Source organism: uncultured Aquimarina sp. (assembly GCF_947492965.1).
GTDB lineage: Bacteria > Bacteroidota > Bacteroidia > Flavobacteriales > Flavobacteriaceae > Aquimarina.
Map to the genome: position 1 here is coordinate 536,841 of NZ_CANLOZ010000003.1, position 20,622 is coordinate 557,462.

The window sequence follows — 20,622 nt, forward strand, 5'->3', positions numbered from 1 at the left end:
AATCAACTAACTTTGCATCAAAATTATAAGTATGAGTCATAAAGCTGGTTTTGTAAATATTATAGGAAATCCTAATGTAGGGAAATCAACTTTAATGAATGCATTTGTTGGAGAACGGTTATCCATCATTACTTCAAAAGCGCAAACAACACGGCATAGAATTTTAGGAATCGTAAATGGTGATGATTTTCAGGTAATTTTATCGGATACTCCAGGGATTATCAAGCCTGCTTACGAATTGCAGGAATCTATGATGGGATTTGTAAAATCTGCTTTTGAAGATGCAGATGTTCTTATATATATGGTAGAAATTGGTGAGAAAGAACTTAAGGATGAAGCTTTTTTTAAGAAAATTACAAATGCTAAGATCCCAGTGTTTTTATTATTAAATAAAATCGATCAATCCAACCAGGAACAATTAGAAGAACAAGTAAAGTTTTGGTCAGAAAAAGTTCCAAATGCAGAGTTATATCCAATATCTGCGTTAGAAAATTTTAACGTAAGAGAAGTTTTTGAAAGGATTGTAGAATTACTACCAGACTCACCACCTTTTTATCCTAAAGACCAGCTAACCGATAAACCAGAACGTTTCTTTGTAAATGAAGCTATTCGAGAAAAAATCTTGTTGCATTACAAAAAGGAAATTCCTTATGCTGTAGAAGTGGAAACAGAAGAATTTTTTGAAGACGAAAAAATCATTAGGATTAGATCTGTTATTATGGTCGAAAGAGATTCTCAAAAAGGAATTATTATAGGTCACAAAGGCTCTGCACTTAAAAGAGTTGGAGTAGAAGCTAGAAAGGAATTAGAGAAGTTTTTTGGAAAGCAGATACATATAGAGTTGTACGTAAAAGTGAATAAAAATTGGAGAAATAATCAGCGTCAATTAAAACGTTTTGGTTATAATCAATAATCATAGCACTTCTAAATTCTTCTAAAACTTTGTTTGTAAGATTTTTATAAGTTATCCAACTTAACGATTTACGGTAAAACTGTATTTGAAAGATAAAACCTTGCATTTAAACGTTTTTATAGGTTTTTCTATGATTTTTTAATGCGAATCTTCTAATTTTGTTACATAACAAATATCTAAAGCCCTAAAATATGATATGAAACTTACTTTAACTTCACTCGTTTTTTAATAACGTTTTACTTTTAAAATTTAATAAACAATAGACAATACAGTTCATGTTATAATGAATTTATTGACTCTTTTTGTCTTGTAATTGTTTATGAAATAACCCAAAATAATTAACCATATTGGATCTCCGAATTCAAAAGAAAAAACTACACAATGTCAATATTTACTAAAAAGCTTAACTCTTTAAGCCGAAAGATAAGCGCAACAAATGTTGGAGCGACTATCTTTAGCCTAACCATGATCGTCATTTTTATGATGACAACAGGATTTAATTCTGTATTAGATAAAAATAATAGTGCTCCTGCTACCGTATGTAGCAATCCATTAGGAGAAGCATTAGGGTATAACGCGTTTGTAAGATATAATACAACACTCAAAGGAGGTGATACCGAAGGGCCTATAGCATTAGGTGGAAATTTAACAATGGATGGTATCATTACTGTAGCGGCACAAACTGCCGGTACTAATTTTTTTAACGGTGATGATCAGCCTTCATCATTAGTGGTAAACGGAAGAATAATTTATACTTCTGGAGAAGGAATTCATTTAAATCAAGGATATGTGAAAGTTGGGGATCTTAATGGTTCTTCTGTATTTGATTTAGATAGAAATAACGCATCTGTAAATACAAGAGTAACTTCTGGAGATTATGATGCAAAACCTAGAGTACAGGTACAAAGAAAACAAGTAGAGAACTCTGTTAGTAATGGAGGTTTAATAGATTTTGAAGCGGCTTTTAGAGCTTTTGAAACGAGATCATTAGATTATAGTCTGTTAACACCAAATCTTACGGTTAGTAGTGATAATAAAATTTCATTAGCTCCAAATACTGTGAATGTATTAAACCTTACGGGAGCTCAACTGCAAAATCTTCCATACTTAACTTTTGAGAATGCCCCTAATCAGGATACTCCTTTAATTATTAATGTAGATGCACCAGGTGATTTTGAATGGAATATTTTAAACATAGCTGGAATAGGAGACCCGCAAGGAGCATTTATTATTTGGAATTTTTATAATAACAATAGTATTACACTAAAAGGGGGTTCTACAATTATAGGAAGTTTGTTTGCACCAAAATCAGATGTTACAAAAGATTCTTCAGGAAATATTAATGGTCAGGTAATTGCTGCTAATTATTATCATATCCAAGGAGAATTACATCAACATGTTTTTGATGCTTGTACGGATAACAATATTTGCGAACTTACCGTTGATGCAGGTGAAGATTCTGAATTCTGTGGAGAAGGAGAAGTAACTCTTACTGCCAGAGTTAATGGAGCTTCTGAGTGTGTGGATTGTATTGGGACTTATGGAGTAGAAAATACGAATAACTGTAGAAGAGATCAAGACTACGTGATGTGGTTAACGGATGGGAGCAATCCAAGATGGTTTTCTAATGTAGATCTAGAATGGAATGAGTTGGCAGACGGAACTGCAACGCTTACAGGAACTATTTTTGATCATACCCTTACGCAAACTACGTATGAAGTGAACGCAGTTTTATCTGGAAAAACATTTTCTACACCTGCTAATAGTCCTAAAAACCATGAGTGTAATTCAGAGAATACGAATGATTGGGTTTATTATACAGAATTAGCTGGTACAGTAACTAGTACAGATGGATCTTGGTCTATTGATTTATCTAGAAGAGGTCCTTCATTTCAGTTAGGAAATGGAGCAAATGTTACGGAAACGGAACTAGGTAAATTAGGAGCTTGTGGATGGTTCAATACTACAGATGGTCAATACAATAGAGGAGATTTTAACTTTAACTTAGGCGACTGTGTTACAACAACAAATACAGAAGTAAGTTATTTGTGGTCTACAGGAGAAACTACACCTTCTATTACAGTTAATGAAGGAGGAACATATACTGTTACTGTTAAAGATTGTGAGAATTGTGAAGCTTCTGATGCCGTTGAGGTAATCATTAATGAAGCTCCTACGGTAAATGCAGGAGATGATCAGGAAATTTGTCTTGGAGATGAAGTAACATTAACTGCTACTACAGACAACAACGAAAGTTGTGAAAGCTGTGTAGAATATGGTATTCAGGATACAGAGTATTGTCGTGGAGATCAGAACTATGTGTTGTGGTTAGAAGGTAATAGATTTTTCTCTAACGTAGATCTAGAATGGAATGAACTTGCTGATGGAACTGCAACATTAAAAGGTACTGTTTTTGATTATACGGTAACACAATCTAATTATGAAGTAGACGTGGTATTTACCGGAAAAACTTCGGTAGCACCAGCAAATAGTCCTAAATCACATGTTTGTAATGATGAAAACGAATCAGCATGGGAATATTATACAGAATTTACTGGAACAATTACTAGTGAAGATGGATCTTGGTCAACTAGCTTAACTAGAAGAGGGCCAGCTTTCCAGATGGGTAATGGAGCAAATCAAACAGAAACTGAATTAGGAAAATTTGGAGCTTGTGGTTGGTTTGATACAGATGATAATGAATATCCTGTAGGAGATTTTAATTTTAATTTTGGAGATTGTATTTCCTCAGAAACGAGTAATACAACTTTCTTATGGTCTACAGGAGAAACTACAGCTTCAATTACTGTTTCTCCGGAAGAGGATACTACCTATTCAGTTACTGTTACTAATTGTAATGGTTGTACAGCAACTGATGAAGTAGTGGTAACTGTGAAATCTGCTGTGGTAGATGCAGGAGATGATCAAAATGTATGTTTAGGGGAAGAAGTAACACTAACAGCTACCGGAGAAGGTACATTTGTATGGTCAACAGGAGAGACAACAGAAAGTATTACAGTATCTCCGACAGAAACAACTACATATACTGTTACAGCTACTAGTGGAAGTTGCGAGGCTACAGATTCGGTTACGGTGGTAGTTAATGATCCAGTGATTGTTGATGCTGGTGAAGATCAAGAGATTTGTTTAGGAGAAGAAGTTACTTTAACTGCACAAGCTACGGGTATAGATAATTGTGGTGATTGTATAGAATATGGTATTAAAGATACTGACTATTGCAGAGGAAGACATCATCAGTTTGTTGTTTTCATAAATGATAACGGAACCAGATTATGGTTTAGAAACGTTGATCTTGTTTGGAGTGAAAATGCTGTTGATGGAACTGCAACGTTAAAAGGAGAAGTATTTGAATACAATTCCACGAACACTGCTTTTACAGTAGATGCTACCTTTACTGGATTTACAGATACACCGCCAGCAGGAAGTCCTAAAGCAAGTTCTTGTCAAACAGAAGATGCAACAGGTTGGGTATATTATACAGGAATCAGTGGAACGATTACACAAATTGGAGGTGATTTAAGTTATGATATCTCCAGAAGAGGTGAAGCTTTTCAGGTAGGAAATGGTGCTAACGTATTCGAATATACTCCAGCTGTTTACGGAGGATCTGGATGGTTTAACTTAGAAGGAAACCCAGATTCGTTTGGAGATTTTAATATAAACTTAGGAGATTGCATTTCTCAAGGACAAGGACAAGTACAGTATTTATGGTCTACAGGAGAAACTACACAAAGTATTACCGTTTCACCTGAAGAAGATACTACATATACTGTTACAGTAACTGGATGTACAGAGTGTGTTGGAGAAGATGAGGTAACTGTTACCGTTGATAATGCTACTGCAGATGCTGGTGATGATCAAGTTATTTGTGTTGGAGAAACAGCTACATTAACAGTTGTTGGAGAAGGAGCTATTCTATGGTCTACAGGAGAAACTACAGCAAGTATTGATGTTTCGCCAGATGCTACAACAGAATATACAGTTACAGTAACCAATGGTGAGTGTTCTGCTACAGATGAGGTAGTAGTAACAGTAGGTTCGGCTACAGCCGATGCTGGAGATGATCAAGTTATTTGCGTTGGAGAAACGGCAACACTAACTGTTGTTGGAGAAGGAGCTATTCTATGGTCTACAGGAGAAACTACAGCAAGTATTGATGTTTCGCCAGATGCTACAACAGAATATACAGTTACAGTAACGAATGGAAACTGTTCTGCTACAGATGAAGTAACAGTTACAGTAAATTCAGCAACTGCAGATGCAGGAGAGGATCAAACAATCACGGTAGGAGAAACCGCTACACTAACTGTTGTTGGAGAAGGAGCTATTCTATGGTCTACAGGAGAAACTACAGCTAGTATCGAAGTTTCACCACAAGAAACTACAACATACACTGTTGCCATAACTAATAATGGATGTACAGCAACTGATGAAGTTACGGTATTTGTAGAAGGTTGTTCACTAGTTGCTGACGCTGGAGAAGATCAGGAAATCTGTTTAGGAGAGGAAGTTGTATTGTCGGTAGAAGGGGAAGGAGATATCTTATGGTCTACAGGAGAAACAACTAGAACTATAACAGTATCACCAGGAAATACAACTACTTATTCTGTAATTGTTACAGATGGAGCTTGTGAATCTATGGATGAAGTTATAGTAGGAGTAACGATATTAGAGGTAAGTGCTGGAAGAGATAGATTTTTATGTGAAGGTTTTGGAGAGGAGGCAACTTTAACAGCTTCTATCGGAGATAGTTATTTATGGTCTAACGGAGAAACAACAAGAACTATTATTGTATCTCCACCAGTTACTACGAATTATACAGTTACAGTAACTACAGGAAACTGTAGCGATTCTGATGAGGTTACCGTATTTGTGGATAATTGTGATGAGAGTATTATAAGTACAAAACTATATCCAACAGTATTACATTCTGGAGAAGATATGACCATAGATATCATGTCTAAGAAAGAACAAAATGTAAGAGTAACTATCTACAATATGAATGGTTCAAGAATGACTCCTACAAAAGAGTCAGTAATTACGAATGGTAAAAATTCGTTAGTGTTTAACATGACACAATCAATGGAATCAGGAGTGTATGTAGTGAAGATACACAAAGAAGAAGGTGTTGAATATAAGAAGTTTATTATAGAATAATACTTTCTTCGATATAGCTTAAAATTTGAAAGCGCTCTAAAAAGTAACACTTTTTAGAGCGCTTTTTCTATCTAACAATTTCTTAACTCTAAGAATTCGTAAAATAGACGTAATTTATTATTATGGTAACATTAAGGATATATGCATTATTGAATTTAGCTAGCTAACGCAAATCAAATTAATAATGAAAATCTTTAACAAATCAAGTCTATTTGTAATTGGGGCTTTAGGATTATTTTATTCTTGTAATCTCGATGATTATCAAGGTGGAGGTGGTAATACAGACGACCTTACGTTTAACAAAATCGGAGGATTTATCAACGGAACTGGAGATGAAGGCTTTGCAGAAATTTCTGCTTTTGATCCAGAAACAGCAAAACTGTTTGTAGTTAATCCTAATGATGTGGAACTTTCTGTATGGGATCTTTCTAATCCTTCTAATCCAGTAGCTGGCACAGATATTTCTTTAAACGGAATTCCTAATAGTGTAGCAGTACATGATGGACTGGTTGCTGTAGCGTTAGAAAATGCAGCAGATAAACAGGCAAATGGTACAGTAGCAACATACGATGCAGATTCACAAACTTTGCTAACAACCTATCAAGCAGGAGCATTACCAGACATGGTAACATTTAGTCCAAATGGCAAATATATTATAGCTGCAAATGAAGGAGAGCCAAACGATGAGTATACCATTGATCCAGAAGGTTCTGTAACGATTATAGAAGTAGCAACAGGTCAAGTGCACCAGGTAACGTTTACTAGGTTTAATGGTGTTTCTATTGGCAATGATTTTAGGGTTTTTGGTCCAAATGCAACATTTGCTCAGGATATAGAACCAGAATATATAGCTGTATCTGATGATTCTAGAACAGCGTATGTAGCATTACAAGAAAATAATGGTATTGCCGTAATAGACTTAAGAACTAAAACGGTACGTTATATTACTGGTTTGGGAACTAAGGATTATTCATTACCAGAAAACCAGATCGATGCGAGTGATCGAGATGATATTGTTGGAAACTTTCAGAACTGGCCAGTATTAGGGTATTATCATCCAGATGCTATGACATTTGCTAAAATACGTGGAGCGAGATTTTTAATTACTGCAAACGAAGGTGATGCAAGAGATTATGATGGATATTCTGAAGAAGAAAGAGTAAAAGATTTAACACTTGATCCTACTGCATATCCAGATGCTGAGACATTACAATTAGACGAAAATCTTGGACGTTTAAAGACAACTACTGCTAATGGTGATATAGACGGAGATGGTGATGTAGATCAAATCTATGCTTATGGAGGAAGATCTTTTACCATTTGGACTACAACAGGAGCAAAAGTATACGATAGTGGTGATCAGATTGCAAGAACCGTATTTGAATTTGATCCTAGCGCCTTTAATAGTAATGAAGGAGATGGAGTAGATAATAGATCTGATGATAAAGGAGCAGAGCCAGAAGCTGTAGAAGTGCTAAAAGTTGACGGAAGTACGTTGTTGTTTGTAGGTTTAGAAAGAACAGGAGGAGTAATGGTGTATGATATTTCTAATCCAGTAAATCCGAGGTTTATCGATTGGTTGCGTGATGCAGCTGATATCTCTCCAGAAGGATTGATTACCGTTAAAGCAGAGGATAGTCCAACAGGTAATGCTTTGGTGATTGTTACACACGAAGTATCTAATTCTGTGGCTATCTACGAGGTGAAATAAAAGCATCCATAAAAATTTTGATGTTTTACAGTAACCAACTTATATAGATTTGTTTATATCTTTGAGGTAAGTAATTATTTCACTGACTGACTATCAATTATGAAAAAGTTCAATAGGTCGATGCGCTGACCGTTGAGCTTTTTCGTTTTTTACACCTATTTCATTACATTTTATTTACTTCATCTTACAGGATCAATAGTTTAGGAAGAATAAAAAGACTAATTTTGCACAAATTTTAGAATTCGAGATAATGAGCAATATAGTGGCAATTGTAGGGAGACCAAATGTAGGAAAATCTACTTTTTTTAATAGACTGATCCAAAGGAGAGAAGCTATCGTAGATGCGGTGAGTGGAGTTACTCGTGATCGTCACTATGGTAAGAGTGATTGGAATGGAAAAGAATTCTCATTGATCGATACAGGTGGTTATGTAGTTGGTAGTGATGATATCTTCGAAGCAGAAATCGATAAGCAAGTAGAACTTGCTATCGATGAAGCCGATGCAATTATCTTTATGGTAGATGTAGAATCTGGTATTACTGGTATGGATGAAGAAGTCGCCAATCTGTTGCGCAAAGTAGATAAGCCAATTTTTGTAGCGGTAAATAAGGTTGATAATGCCAAAAGAGCTGCTGATGCTGTTGAGTTCTATAATCTGGGATTAGGAGAATATTATACTATTGCTAGTATTAACGGAAGCGGTACAGGAGAATTATTAGATGCTTTAGTAGAAGCTCTGCCAGAACAAGAAGAAGAAGAAGTTTCTGAGCTACCACGTTTTGCTGTAGTAGGAAGACCAAATGCTGGAAAATCGTCTTTTATTAATGCCCTTATCGGCGAAGATCGATATATAGTTACAGATATCGCGGGAACTACAAGAGATGCTATTGATACCAAGTACAATCGTTTTGGTTTTGAATTTAATCTTGTAGATACTGCAGGAATCCGACGTAAATCGAAGGTGAAAGAAGATTTAGAATTTTATTCCGTAATGCGATCGGTAAGAGCGATAGAACATAGTGATGTATGTTTATTGTTAGTAGATGCTACGCGAGGATTTGATTCACAAGTGCAGAATATATTTTGGTTAGCAGAACGCAACCGAAAAGGAATTGTAATTCTGGTAAATAAATGGGATCTGATCGAAAATAAGGAAAGCAATACCCTTAAAGATTTCGAAAAGTATATTCGTAAGCAAATAGAGCCATTTACAGACGTGCCTATTGTGTTTATATCTGCGTTAACCAAGCAACGTATATTTAAAGCCATTGAAACGGCTGTAGAAGTGTATAAAAATCGTTCTAAAAAGATCAAAACGAGTGTTATGAACGATACCATGCTTCCTATTATTGAGCATAATCCACCACCTGCGTATAAAGGAAAGTATGTAAAGATTAAATATTGCATGCAATTACCTACACCTCAACCGCAGTTTGCATTTTTCTGTAATCTACCACAATACATCAGAGATCCGTATAAACGCTTTATCGAAAATCAATTACGAAAACAATTTGATTTTCATGGTGTACCCGTAGCAGTGTATTTTAGGAAAAAGTAAACCCTGAAAATGAAGCAATCAAGATAGCGTGGATTTGCAATCTGTCTGACACTAATTCTTCAATCGCTGCCGCTAGTTTGTAACTAGTGGCTTTCCTATTGTATTATCCAAATAAATCTAGCACCCAATAGCAAAGCTCGCGAAGTATACAACAGATGTATTAGGAAACTTATACTTTCTACTCATATTACCAAATAAAACAAAAGCTATACCGATATAGTATAGCTTTTAGATTGCTTGTTTGTTATTGCCAATCTTTGACGCCACTAGTCACAGACTAGCGGTAGCGGGGATCTGGATTATTTAAATCCGCATAAGGCATTACTATAGACTATTTCATATTTAATCTTCTTAGAATATTGATCTTTACTAATATAAATATATTTACCTTTTTTTGTGTTTTCCAAATCAAGTGTAAAAGAATAACCATTATCTAATTCAGTAATTTCTGTTCTATAATTTCTATTAATACAAATAACTTTAGCTAATCCCATGGATTTATCACTGTGGATTTGTTGATTTAATAATGAATCTGAATCATTTGTTACTAGAATTTTCTCTCCATTGAAAGCTGATTTAAAAACAATCAATGAATATTTATCGTCTAAAGCATTAAATGCTGTAAGAGCTTTTTTCTCTTGATAATCTTTTTTAGGAGTACATAACTCATCATTAAAATAAGATTTAGGAACGGTCGAACAACTAAGGCATAAAATTATAGTTCCTAAAAAAATAAGTGCTTTTTGCATTTTGAAATTATTTTTGTTGACTTTCAACTTGTTTAAGTAATATACTTCTTTGTTCTTTCAATACATTAGTATCTGTATTTGATGGTGTTTCTTTCCCGTCGCTGCCGCTAGTTTGTAACTGGTGGCTTTTCTATTTTATTAACCTAAATTAATCTAGCAGCCAAATAATAAAGCTAGTAAAGTATGCAACAGATATATTAGGAAACTTTTGCTTTCTACTTATTACATCAAATTAAACAAAAGTTGTGAAATGGTACGTACAACTTTTGTTTTTAAATGTGTTGTGCTAAGCACGAGCAAAACGTTCGTGCCAGCAGTGGAATTTCGTTTTCTGAAATACTGTCTCTTCCTAAAAAAGTTTATATTAATCCTAAAATAGATTTACATGATTTTTTATGTGTTTTTAGAGTTATTTTCTTAATAAAAATATAATCTAAAAAAATGGTTGAGTGCAGATTTTCTCAATTTCTTTCTTCTCTTAAAAGTGGTATATAAACTTTTTCAAAAAAAAGCATAAAATGAAGGTAACATTTTTGCTTTTACGAACACTTAATGAATAATGGATAATTAGTTTTAAGTAATCACAAATTCTTCAATCAATTTTATACATGAAAATACAACAAATTACTCTTCTGAGTATATTATTCTTTTGTTCTTTCCTTTTGCATGCACAGAACTTTTCAATTACAGGCCAAATAACCGATGCGGAAAAAAGCATTCCAATTGAAGCCGCAACGGTGTATTTAGAAGCTGTGAAAGATAGTATGCTAATTACGTATACGATTTCTGACGCAAAAGGTAATTTTCAACTTTTAGGAAACACTCCAAGAAAAGAAGCGAAGGTTTTCATTTCGTCAATTGGATATCAACCCTATTTTAAAAAAATTAAGCTTACAAATCCAAAAATTGATTTAGGGCAAATTAATTTGGATTTTGCAGTAGAATCATTAGACGAAGTGCTAGTAAAGTCAAGAGCTCCTGTTACGATAAAAAAAGACACTTTAGAATTTAATGTAGCGTCATTTAAAACTAAAAAAGATGCTAATGTTGAAGATTTATTAAAAGAGTTACCAGGAGTTGAGGTTGGCGATGACGGAAAAATTAGAGTGAATGGAAAAGAAGTCAATAAGATTTTGGTAAATGGAAAACCTTTTTTTGGAGACGATCCTACAATTGCTACTAGAAATTTAACTAAAGACATTGTCGATAAAATTCAGGTTACAGATACTAAAACAGATGCAGAAGCATTTGCTGGAGAAGAAGGCGATGGAGAAAATAAAACCATAAATATAACAATCCAGGAAGATAAAAATAAAGGAACTTTTGGTCGAGTCGCAGCCGGTATTGGAACAGATGAACGTTATGAAGCAGCTGGGATTATTAATTATTTTAATGATGATCAAAGGATTAGTGTTTTAATGGGAGGGAATAATATCAACTCGCCTGGATTTAGTTTTGGTGAGATACGGAAGATGTTCGGAGGAGCCAGAAGCATGTCTGTAAACGATAGTGGAGCATTTTCTATTGATGGAATCTCTTTTGGAGGAGGAGAAGGTATAGTGACTTCTAGAAATGCAGGGGTTAACTACACTGATGATTTAAATAATAAAATAAATGTGAATGCTAACTATTTTTATGGCTCAACAGATTCAGAAAATGAAAGGCTTAGTGAGCGAGAAAACATCCTGCCAGACACGCGTTTTTTTTCTACTTCTTCTTCTAATTCTATTAGTAAAATAGATAATCATGATGTGAATATTAGTTTTGATATTAAAGTGGATTCTACTTTTTTAATCAATATAAAACCATCTTTAAAATTTATAACATCTGATTCTCGTTTTCAGAGTACAGATAGTTCTAGAGATGAAAATGGAGTGCAACTTAATAGATCAAATCTTTTTACCAATTCGGAACGTTTAGATAAAAGATTTACAAATGATATCGATGTAACCAAGAGGTTTGGTAATCGTGGTGCTTTTCTAAAGGTTAATACCTCTGCTGGATTTAATAATGCTTCTAGTGATGAGTTTCTGCAATCAAATACAGATATATTTGGAGACTTACCCGAAACCTTATCTAGAGATCAGTTTACAAATACAGAAAATTCTTTTACAAGTTGGTATGCTAATATTACGTATAGACATCCTTTAATTTCAAAAAAGGTATTTTTAGATGTCTCTTACTCATATAGATGGGATGTTAGAGAAAACCTGGAAAGTACTTTTAATTTTAACACAGTTACACAGCAGTATGATGACTTTAATGAAGATTTAAGCACTGACTTTAGATTTATTAATACAAGAAAGACTCCAGGAGCAAAATTAGTATATCAAGGAAAAAAACTATCAGCAAGTGTTGGTACTGGTTATGTGTTTAGGACTTTAGAAAATCAAGACAAACTAAGAGGTGTCGAATTTGAACAAGACTTTGATGCTATTGAACTTAATGGGCGAGTTAATTATAGATTTAGTCCAAAAGCTTCATTGTACACGGGATATCAGTTAAGTAATAGGCCACCAGATATTTCCCAACTTCAACCGTTTCAGGATGTTTCCAATCCTTTAAATACTATTACAGGAAATCCAAATCTTAAACCCTCTAATGAGCATAGCGTATATGTTGGGTTTAATGACTATGATTTTCAGAAAAGATCAGGGTTTTATAGTTATTTTAATATTCGAGCAACCAACGATAAAGTAGTGGCAAGAACGATCATTGATGAAAATTTGGTGTCAAATACAACTTTTGATAATGTTAATGGCGATTATCGAATTTATGGAAGTTTATCAAAGAGTAAATCTTATAAAATAGACTCATTAAGAACTATAAAAGTAGGCCTTGGGCTATATGGTAATATAAATAGGATCGTAAATTTTAATAATGAAATACAATACAGGACTAATACTACCTCATTAACTCCTAATCTTAGTTTTACGTTTACATGGAAAAATATTTTAGAATTAAGACCTAGATATAGTATTTCATTTACGAATACTACTTATGATATTGATCTCTTTGATAATAGAGATTTTTTAAGGCATGATTTATGGCTAAGAACAACAACTTTTGTGCCTAAAAATTTAGAATGGAGTAATGATATCAAATATAATTATAATCCAGATGTAGCAGCCGGCTTTCAACGAAGCTCCTGGTTTTGGAATACCACAGTCGCTTATTCTTTATGGAAAAAGAAAGCAACTGTTACTTTAAAAATATATGATTTGCTAAATCAAAATAACAACGCAAGACGTATTGCGACATCTAATTATATTGAGGATGCAGAAAGTACAGTTTTACAGCAATATTTTATGTTGAGTTTTAGTTATAAATTTAATAGTTTGGGAAAAAAGGGAGAGGTTGGAAAAGATAATTTTTTCTTTGATTAAAACTTTCTTAAAAGAGATGTTAGCTTTTTGGGATAGGATGCTAAAGATGTAAGTTGTCAATCCGTATTATCAGGAAAGGTGACATTCGTTATAGTGTCAAAACAAGAAGATATGTTACTATAGAAATCGGACTTTTTTAGTAAAAAGTTTTGGATGGGTGTTGGATATTGTGTGTTTTGGGAGATTATAGTTTTTCCTCTTCCTAATTAGGTCATCAGACTTCTGTCTTCTATTGATGAAAAAAAAGAAAAAAACTATTTAGACTTTATCAAATGGGAGGAAAACGTATTACAACTGCTCTTTAATCTTTAACAATTGAGCACGTATAGATTCTAATTTTCGGATGATATCAAAGCTATCTAAAGCTTCTTGCTTTTGTTCTTTAAGGTGAGTTTTAGCACCTTCTAAGGTAAAACCTCGTTCTTTTACCAAATGGTAGATAAGCTCTAAATTTTTAATGTCTTCTGGAGTAAACTTTCGATTTCCTTTGGCATTTTTTTTAGGTTTTAGAATGTCAAATTCCTTTTCCCAAAAACGAATAAGAGAAGCATTTACATCAAATGCATCAGCTACCTCACCAATACCATAATATAATTTTTTGGGTAAGTCTACGTACATATTTAGTTCTCTTTTTGTTGGGTAAAACTCCCATCTTCTTTAAATACCAAATTGCTTTCTGGAAAATCTTCCTCTGTCAATTTTTTAATTTCTTTTAGAGCTCTTTTTTTGTCATCCATAAACGGATAGATCTCATCAATCTGTTTAGCAGAATGTAATTTGCCTTGGATAAAATTACCTTCCGGATCGATATCGATCTCTGCTATGGGTGCATATCCTTTGATTCCGGTTAAATTGAATCTAGAATAAGTGCAAAAATTTCCTAAACTATAAGCAATAAACTTGTTGTTATATACTTCAAAAGCTCTGGAAACGTGCGGTCCATGGCCTAAAATAACGTCTGCTCCTGCATCTATTAATGTATGTGCAAACAGGTATACATTACCGCGATCTTCACCGTAAAAACGTTCTGTTTTTCTAGGTACATGCGTATGATCCGATCCTTCTGCACCACCGTGGAAAGAAACAATTACAATATCTGCTTTTTCCTTCAGTTCCTTTACTATCCTTTTTGCTTTGGTTAAGTTATGAATTTTTACGCAATCTTTGTTTGGGGCAAAGGCACAAAATCCGTACGTGATTCCATTTTTTTCGAAAATAGTAGATTCCTGTGCAAAAATTCCAGCATAGGCAATATTATGTTTCTCTAAAGTTTTAGCTGTGTTTTTAATACCTACAGCACCAAAATCACCAATATGGTTATTCGCAACACTCATTACATCAAACCCGCTTTCCTCTAAATATTGACCAAAGAATTCCGGAGAACGAAACGAGTAACATTTAGAAGGGTCAGAACAACGCTTGGCATTTTTACCTTCGTCAGTAAGCGTGCCTTCTAGATTTCCAAAAAGAATATCTGCTTGTTGCAATACTATGTTCACATTATCGAATGGTCCTTTGTCTTTTGGAGGCAAGTAACTTTCGTTAGGAAAATTGGTTCCCATCATGATATCTCCAACAGCCATTAACTTTATGCTTTTGGGAGCAGACAGTTTTTCCATTTCTAGTTTAAAATCCTCCACAATTGTGGTCATGGAGTCAATGGCTTCTTTTGAAAATTTCTGAGCTTGTATTGTAGTGCTAAAACCAATTAGAATTACAAAAAGAAGTGCTTTGCGCATATAGACTAGTCTAGAGTTTCATTAATAAGAGAAGAAGCTTTTAGCATTTCATTAAATTCCTCAGAAGTTAAACTTCCATAATAGAAGTTACGAGGATTAATACGTTCACCATCTTTAAATATTTCATAATGAAGGTGAGGCGCTACGGATCTACCGGTACTACCTACGTATCCAATAATATCTCCACGTTTTACTTTCTGTCCTTTCTTTACGTTGTATTTGCTTAAATGAGCATACAAACTAACATAGTTAAACCCGTGATCTATTCTTATATGTTTTCCGTAACCGCTTGAGTTTGCATCTGCACGAGTAACTGTTCCATTTCCAGAAGCATAAATTGGGGTTCCTGTAGCTGCAGAAAAATCCATTCCATAGTGGAACTTTCGTGCTTTGGTAAAAGGATCACTTCTCCATCCATAACCAGAGGCCATACGTTTTAGATCAGAATTTTCAATCGGTTGAATTGCGGGAATCGTGGCAAGTAATTCTTCTTTCTGTTCTGCTAATTCTTTAATCTCATCTAAAGATATAGATTGAACAGCGATTTGTTTGGTAAGTTTATCTATTTGTTTTTGGCTTTCAATAATCATTTCAGAGTTATCGTAACCTTCATAACCTTTATACCTATTTACTCCACCGAATCCAGCACTTCGTACTTCTTCAGGAATTGGTGGTGCACCAAAATATAAGCGGTAAATATTATCATCTCTTTCCGCAATTTCAGCAAGAACAGCATGATCTTTTTTCAATTGCTTGTTCATAAGCTCATATTGCAGTTTCATATTGTCTAATTCCCTTTTATATGCTTTCTCTTTAGGAGTTTCTAATTGAGGAATATTTAGGTAGATTACCAGAAGGATGAAGCCTGCTAAAAAAGCACCAAGAATCCCCAAGATGGCAAAACCAAATTTACGACCCTTTTTTTGCTCAATTCTACGATAAGATAGCGTCTCGCTATCGTAGTAATATTTAACCTTTGACATAATCTAAAATATACTATTTTTGCAGGATGTTAGCCAAAAACAGGCTAATTTATACTTTGAGGCTGCAACAAATATAATAAATTGTCGCAAAGTCCAGAAAAAACTGACAATTATCGATGGTGTCGGGAAGTTAGAACTATCGATAACTAACTGATAAGAAATAAAATAGAAGAAAAATGAAATCCCAAGACATCAGAAACCAATTTTTAGCGTTTTTTGAATCCAAAAAACATAGCATAGTGCCTTCTGCACCCATGGTGATCAAAGACGATCCTACACTGATGTTTACCAATGCCGGGATGAACCAGTTTAAAGAGTTCTTTTTAGGAAACGGGATACCAAAAAATAATAGAATTGCAGATACCCAAAAATGTTTGCGAGTAAGTGGTAAGCATAACGATTTGGAAGAAGTGGGGATGGATACGTATCACCATACTATGTTTGAAATGTTAGGGAACTGGAGTTTCGGTGATTACTTTAAAAAGGAAGCGATCGAATGGGCATGGGAACTGCTAACTGATGTTTTCGGTATCGATAAGGATATCTTGTATGTGTCAGTTTTTGAAGGAGCAAAAGATGAAAATCTGGAAATGGATCAAGAAGCGTACGATTTATGGACAAAAATAGTTCCAGAAGATCGTATCATTATGGGAAACAAGAAAGATAATTTCTGGGAGATGGGAGACCAAGGGCCTTGTGGACCGTGTTCGGAGATTCATGTAGATCTAAGATCTGAAGAAGAGAAGGCAAAAATTCCTGGACGTGATTTAGTGAATCAGGATGATCCATTAGTAGTAGAGATTTGGAATCTGGTTTTTATGCAGTTTAATCGTAAAGCTGATGGTTCTTTAGAAAAATTACCAGCACAGCATGTAGATACAGGAATGGGATTTGAGCGTTTGTGTATGGCGTTGCAAGGAGTAAAGTCGAATTATGATACAGATGTATTTACTCCGTTAATTCGAGAAATAGAAACGATTACGAATAGTACGTATGATAAAGATAGTATCCCAACTGAGGATAGTGGTAAGGTTAGTGTTGCTATACGGGTAATTGCAGATCACCTTAGGGCAGTATCTTTTTCGATTGCAGATGGACAGTTGCCTAGTAATACAGGTGCTGGATATGTAATTCGTAGAATTTTAAGAAGAGCTATCCGATACGGTTTCACATTTTTGAATACCAAAGAACCTTTTATCTATAAATTGGTAGATACGCTTAGCAATCAGATGAGTGATGCTTTTCCAGAATTGAAATCTCAGAAAAACTTAATTGTTAACGTAATTAAGGAAGAAGAAAATTCTTTTCTAAGAACCTTGGACCAAGGATTGGTGTTGTTGGATAATGTGATCAAGAATACCAAAGGAAAAGTAGTTTCGGGAGAAAAAGCATTTGAGTTGTATGATACCTATGGTTTTCCAAAAGATTTAACAGCACTTATTTTAAGTGAACAAGGATATGAATATGATGAAGCGAGTTTTGAAGTAGAGTTGCAAAAACAAAAAGACCGTTCCAGAGCAGCTTCTGAAGTAAAAGCAGGAGACTGGGAAATTTTATTGCCAGATGCTGAAGAAGAATTTATCGGATACGATCATACTACGGGAGATGCTAAAATATCTCGCTATCGTAAAGTAAATAGTAAGAAAGATGGAGAGCTGTATCAATTAGTACTAGATCAAACTCCGTTCTATCCAGAAGGTGGAGGTCAAGTAGGTGACAAAGGATATTTAGAAGTTGCCAATGGAGATGTGGTATATATTGTTGATACTAAAAAAGAGAACAATTTGATTATCCATTTTGCTAAAAGTTTGCCGAAGCATTTAGGAGAAACTTACAAGGCAGTAGTGGATACAAAACAACGTACCAGAACTGCTTCTAATCATACGGCAACACACTTATTACATCAGGCATTGCGCACTGTTTTGGGAACTCATGTAGCTCAGAAAGGTTCGATGGTACATAGTGGGAATTTGAGATTTGATTTCTCTCATTTTTCTAAAGTATCTGCAGATGAGTTACAGCAAGTAGAAGATTTTGTGAATGCTAGAATTAGAGAAGGATTGCCATTGGAGGAAAAGCGAAGCATATCCTATGATCAAGCAATTGCAGAAGGTGCAATAGCATTATTCGGAGAGAAATATGGGGATTCAGTAAGAGCAATTCGTTTTGGAGAGTCTATGGAATTATGTGGAGGAATTCACGTGCAAAACACTAGTGATATTTGGCATTTTAAAATTACTTCTGAAAGTGCTGTTGCTGCAGGAATTCGAAGAATAGAGGCCATCACGAGTGATGCTGCTAAAGATTATTTTACAAATCAATCGGAAGCTTTTTCGGAAGTAAAAGCAGTATTGAAAAATGCAAAAGATCCTGTAAAAGCAATTACTGCTTTGCAAGAGGAGAATGCAAGTCTTAAAAAACAAATAGAAGCGCTTCTTAAAGATAAAGCCAAAAACCTAAAAGGAGATCTTAAAGCTGAATTTGAAGAAGTAAATGGAATTCAGTTTTTAAGTAAAAAAGTGGATCTAGATCCAGCAGGAATTAAAGATCTATCCTTTGAATTAGGTGGAGAAGTATCAAATGCATTTATGCTTTTTGGAGCGGATAATAATGGCAAAGCATTATTGTCCTGTTATATCTCTAAAAACTTGGTTGAAGAGAAAGGGCTTAATGCTGGTAAGGTGGTTCGCGAACTTGGAAAATATATCCAAGGTGGTGGCGGTGGTCAACCGTTTTTTGCAACTGCAGGTGGTAAAAATCCAGCAGGTATCGAAGAAGCCTTAGAAAAAGTAAAAGAATATTTAAACTGATAGCTCGTTAAGATGTAGAGTGAAACCTTATTTGCGTCTCTGTGAGATATAATATATATGAACTTACAAACCAACATACCCTTAAAACCTCAGCAACCTAAAATCAATTATGATTCTAATCTAGTGTTACTAGGATCGTGTTTTGCTGAAAATATTGGAGAGAAGTTCTCGTACTTTAAATATAAGTCTTTAGTAAATCCTTTCGGTATACTTTTTCATCCCAAAGCTATTGAGACATTTTTGTGGATGGCTACTCAGCAGGAAAAGTATACCGAAACGGATTTATTTTTTCATAACGAACGATGGCATTGCTTTGATGCACATTCTAAATTGAGTCACCCAGATCAAAAAACAGTGTTGAATACACTAAATCAAGGGTTGGATCATACATATAATGATATGCTATCTGCTACGCATATTTGTATAACCCTAGGAACAGCCTGGGTATATCGACTGCAAGCGTTAGACATGATTGTAGCAAATTGTCATAAAATTCCTCAAAAAGAATTTTCTAAAGAAATATTGTCCGTTGCCGAAGTAGTGCAATGTTTGCAGAATAGTGTTGGTTTGATCAGAAGTTTTAATCCAGGTGTTCAGATAATTTTTACAGTATCTCCTGTTAGACATAGTAAAGACGGTTTTGTAGAAAATAATCGTAGCAAGTCGCATCTTATCGCTGCAATACATCAGATTATTAGCGTTGATCAGAATAGTACTTACTTTCCTTCTTATGAGATTATGATGGATGAACTTAGGGATTATCGATTTTATAAAGAAGATATGATTCATCCCAGTTCATTAGCTATTGATTATATCTGGGAACGTTTTAAGCAAACCTGGATTGATGAAAATGCCCTGCCGACTATGGATAAGGTAAATGAAATACAAAACGGGATAGCACATCGACCTTTTAATCCCGATAGCGACCAACATCATCAGTTTCTTCAGAAATTAGAACAAAAAAAACTACAAATCCAGCAGCAATATTCTTTTATTAAGTTCTAATTTAGGAAACCAGATAATAATTGCAGACTTCCTGCCAATATTCCTGCACCAAGAGAAGTGGTATTGTAAGGATTGTCCCAATTTCTTCGATCTACAGAATAAGATGTAAATGGGTCAAATAAGAATTCATGAGTAAAAGCATTGCTCGTAACCGCAACAAATGGACGAGATCTTGAGATTCCAAAAACTGGGTAATCAGAAATTCTTGAGGCACCAAAAAAAAGTCGATAGTCTACATTATTCTTACTGATTCCTGTTAATTGATAGTTCTTAGACACAGAAACGGGAATAGAATCTATAATTAAAGTTTTCTGAACGTTCTTTTTCTTTGTCAATGACGGATTTTGTAGCGATTGCGCAGGTAGTATTTGAATACAAACAAAGCAAACGACGCAGAATAAAAGATTAAAATTTTTCATATTTCAAAAGGTTAGTAGGTTTTGAAGAAAAATAATATCAAAAAATATTCCATAAATATACACTATAAAATGTTAACCTTTTGATTTATTGAAAGACAAAAGGAAGGATAGATATAAGTATAAAAGTCTTTATTGTGAGGTTTTTTTACGTGAGATCGGGTGATGACTACG

12 protein-coding genes are annotated in these 20,622 nt (G+C 34.4%); 7 read left to right on the forward strand and 5 right to left on the reverse strand.

What is annotated here, in order from left to right; genetic code table 11:
- Positions 1-31 precede the first annotated feature (31 nt).
- From era to der, 4 genes are all read left to right on the forward strand, one after another.
- Positions 32-913 carry a GTPase Era gene (gene era, locus Q1B37_RS10340; protein WP_299606065.1) on the forward strand — a complete coding sequence of 294 codons (882 nt, stop codon included), beginning with the start codon at positions 32-34 and terminating at the stop codon, positions 911-913.
- Positions 914-1,294: 381 nt separating this feature from the next.
- Positions 1,295-6,091 (forward strand): collagen-binding domain-containing protein, encoded by a 4,797-nt coding sequence (locus Q1B37_RS10345; protein ID WP_299898453.1) that lies wholly within the window; start codon positions 1,295-1,297, stop codon positions 6,089-6,091.
- A 184-nt stretch (positions 6,092-6,275) separates the two neighbouring features.
- Positions 6,276-7,802, forward strand: coding sequence for a choice-of-anchor I family protein (locus Q1B37_RS10350; protein WP_299898454.1), 1,527 nt, complete (start codon positions 6,276-6,278; stop codon positions 7,800-7,802).
- A 250-nt stretch (positions 7,803-8,052) separates the two neighbouring features.
- Positions 8,053-9,360, forward strand: a complete 1,308-nt coding sequence (der, locus tag Q1B37_RS10355; RefSeq protein WP_299898456.1) for a ribosome biogenesis GTPase Der — start codon at positions 8,053-8,055, stop codon at positions 9,358-9,360.
- Between the two features lie 299 nt (positions 9,361-9,659).
- Here the strand turns inward: der and Q1B37_RS10360 are convergent, their stop codons facing one another.
- Positions 9,660-10,109 carry a hypothetical protein gene (locus Q1B37_RS10360; protein WP_299898458.1) on the reverse strand — a complete coding sequence of 150 codons (450 nt, stop codon included), beginning with the start codon at positions 10,107-10,109 and terminating at the stop codon, positions 9,660-9,662.
- A gap of 608 nt (positions 10,110-10,717) precedes the next feature.
- Between Q1B37_RS10360 and Q1B37_RS10365 the strand changes: the two genes are divergently transcribed.
- Entirely contained in the window at positions 10,718-13,495 is a 2,778-nt protein-coding gene (locus Q1B37_RS10365) for an outer membrane beta-barrel protein (RefSeq protein WP_299898460.1), read from the forward strand.
- A 288-nt stretch (positions 13,496-13,783) separates the two neighbouring features.
- Here Q1B37_RS10365 and Q1B37_RS10370 read toward each other — a convergent pair whose 3' ends face one another.
- From Q1B37_RS10370 to Q1B37_RS10380, 3 genes are read right to left on the reverse strand one after another with little or no spacing between them, the layout of a single operon-like run.
- On the reverse strand, positions 13,784-14,113 hold the full coding sequence (locus Q1B37_RS10370; RefSeq protein WP_299606090.1) for a MerR family transcriptional regulator: 330 nt from the start codon (positions 14,111-14,113) through the stop codon (positions 13,784-13,786).
- Positions 14,114-14,115: 2 nt separating this feature from the next.
- Positions 14,116-15,234 carry a CapA family protein gene (locus Q1B37_RS10375; protein WP_299898462.1) on the reverse strand — a complete coding sequence of 373 codons (1,119 nt, stop codon included), beginning with the start codon at positions 15,232-15,234 and terminating at the stop codon, positions 14,116-14,118.
- A 5-nt stretch (positions 15,235-15,239) separates the two neighbouring features.
- Entirely contained in the window at positions 15,240-16,217 is a 978-nt protein-coding gene (locus tag Q1B37_RS10380; RefSeq protein WP_299898463.1) for a M23 family metallopeptidase, read from the reverse strand.
- Between the two features lie 176 nt (positions 16,218-16,393).
- Between Q1B37_RS10380 and alaS the strand changes: the two genes are divergently transcribed.
- Positions 16,394-19,027 (forward strand): alanine--tRNA ligase, encoded by a 2,634-nt coding sequence (gene alaS / locus Q1B37_RS10385; protein ID WP_299898465.1) that lies wholly within the window; start codon positions 16,394-16,396, stop codon positions 19,025-19,027.
- A 57-nt stretch (positions 19,028-19,084) separates the two neighbouring features.
- On the forward strand, positions 19,085-20,032 hold the full coding sequence (locus tag Q1B37_RS10390) for a GSCFA domain-containing protein (protein WP_299898468.1): 948 nt from the start codon (positions 19,085-19,087) through the stop codon (positions 20,030-20,032).
- Here the strand turns inward: Q1B37_RS10390 and Q1B37_RS10395 are convergent.
- Positions 20,029-20,451, reverse strand: coding sequence for a hypothetical protein (locus Q1B37_RS10395; protein ID WP_299898469.1), 423 nt, complete (start codon positions 20,449-20,451; stop codon positions 20,029-20,031). The genes Q1B37_RS10390 and Q1B37_RS10395 overlap by 4 nt on opposite strands.
- Between the last annotated feature and the right edge of the window lie 171 nt (positions 20,452-20,622).

What these genes read in the sequence shown, in the direction of transcription:
- era (WP_299606065.1), top strand. Translation starts at nt 32, where the DNA reads ATGAGTCATAAAGCTGGTTTTGTAAATATTATAGGAAATCCTAATGTA.
- Q1B37_RS10345 (WP_299898453.1), top strand. Translation starts at nt 1,295, where the DNA reads ATGTCAATATTTACTAAAAAGCTTAACTCTTTAAGCCGAAAGATAAGC.
- Q1B37_RS10350 (WP_299898454.1), top strand. Translation starts at nt 6,276, where the DNA reads ATGAAAATCTTTAACAAATCAAGTCTATTTGTAATTGGGGCTTTAGGA.
- der (WP_299898456.1), top strand. Translation starts at nt 8,053, where the DNA reads ATGAGCAATATAGTGGCAATTGTAGGGAGACCAAATGTAGGAAAATCT.
- Q1B37_RS10360 (WP_299898458.1), bottom strand. Translation starts at nt 10,109, where the DNA reads ATGCAAAAAGCACTTATTTTTTTAGGAACTATAATTTTATGCCTTAGT.
- Q1B37_RS10365 (WP_299898460.1), top strand. Translation starts at nt 10,718, where the DNA reads ATGAAAATACAACAAATTACTCTTCTGAGTATATTATTCTTTTGTTCT.
- Q1B37_RS10370 (WP_299606090.1), bottom strand. Translation starts at nt 14,113, where the DNA reads ATGTACGTAGACTTACCCAAAAAATTATATTATGGTATTGGTGAGGTA.
- Q1B37_RS10375 (WP_299898462.1), bottom strand. Translation starts at nt 15,234, where the DNA reads ATGCGCAAAGCACTTCTTTTTGTAATTCTAATTGGTTTTAGCACTACA.
- Q1B37_RS10380 (WP_299898463.1), bottom strand. Translation starts at nt 16,217, where the DNA reads ATGTCAAAGGTTAAATATTACTACGATAGCGAGACGCTATCTTATCGT.
- alaS (WP_299898465.1), top strand. Translation starts at nt 16,394, where the DNA reads ATGAAATCCCAAGACATCAGAAACCAATTTTTAGCGTTTTTTGAATCC.
- Q1B37_RS10390 (WP_299898468.1), top strand. Translation starts at nt 19,085, where the DNA reads ATGAACTTACAAACCAACATACCCTTAAAACCTCAGCAACCTAAAATC.
- Q1B37_RS10395 (WP_299898469.1), bottom strand. Translation starts at nt 20,451, where the DNA reads ATGAAAAATTTTAATCTTTTATTCTGCGTCGTTTGCTTTGTTTGTATT.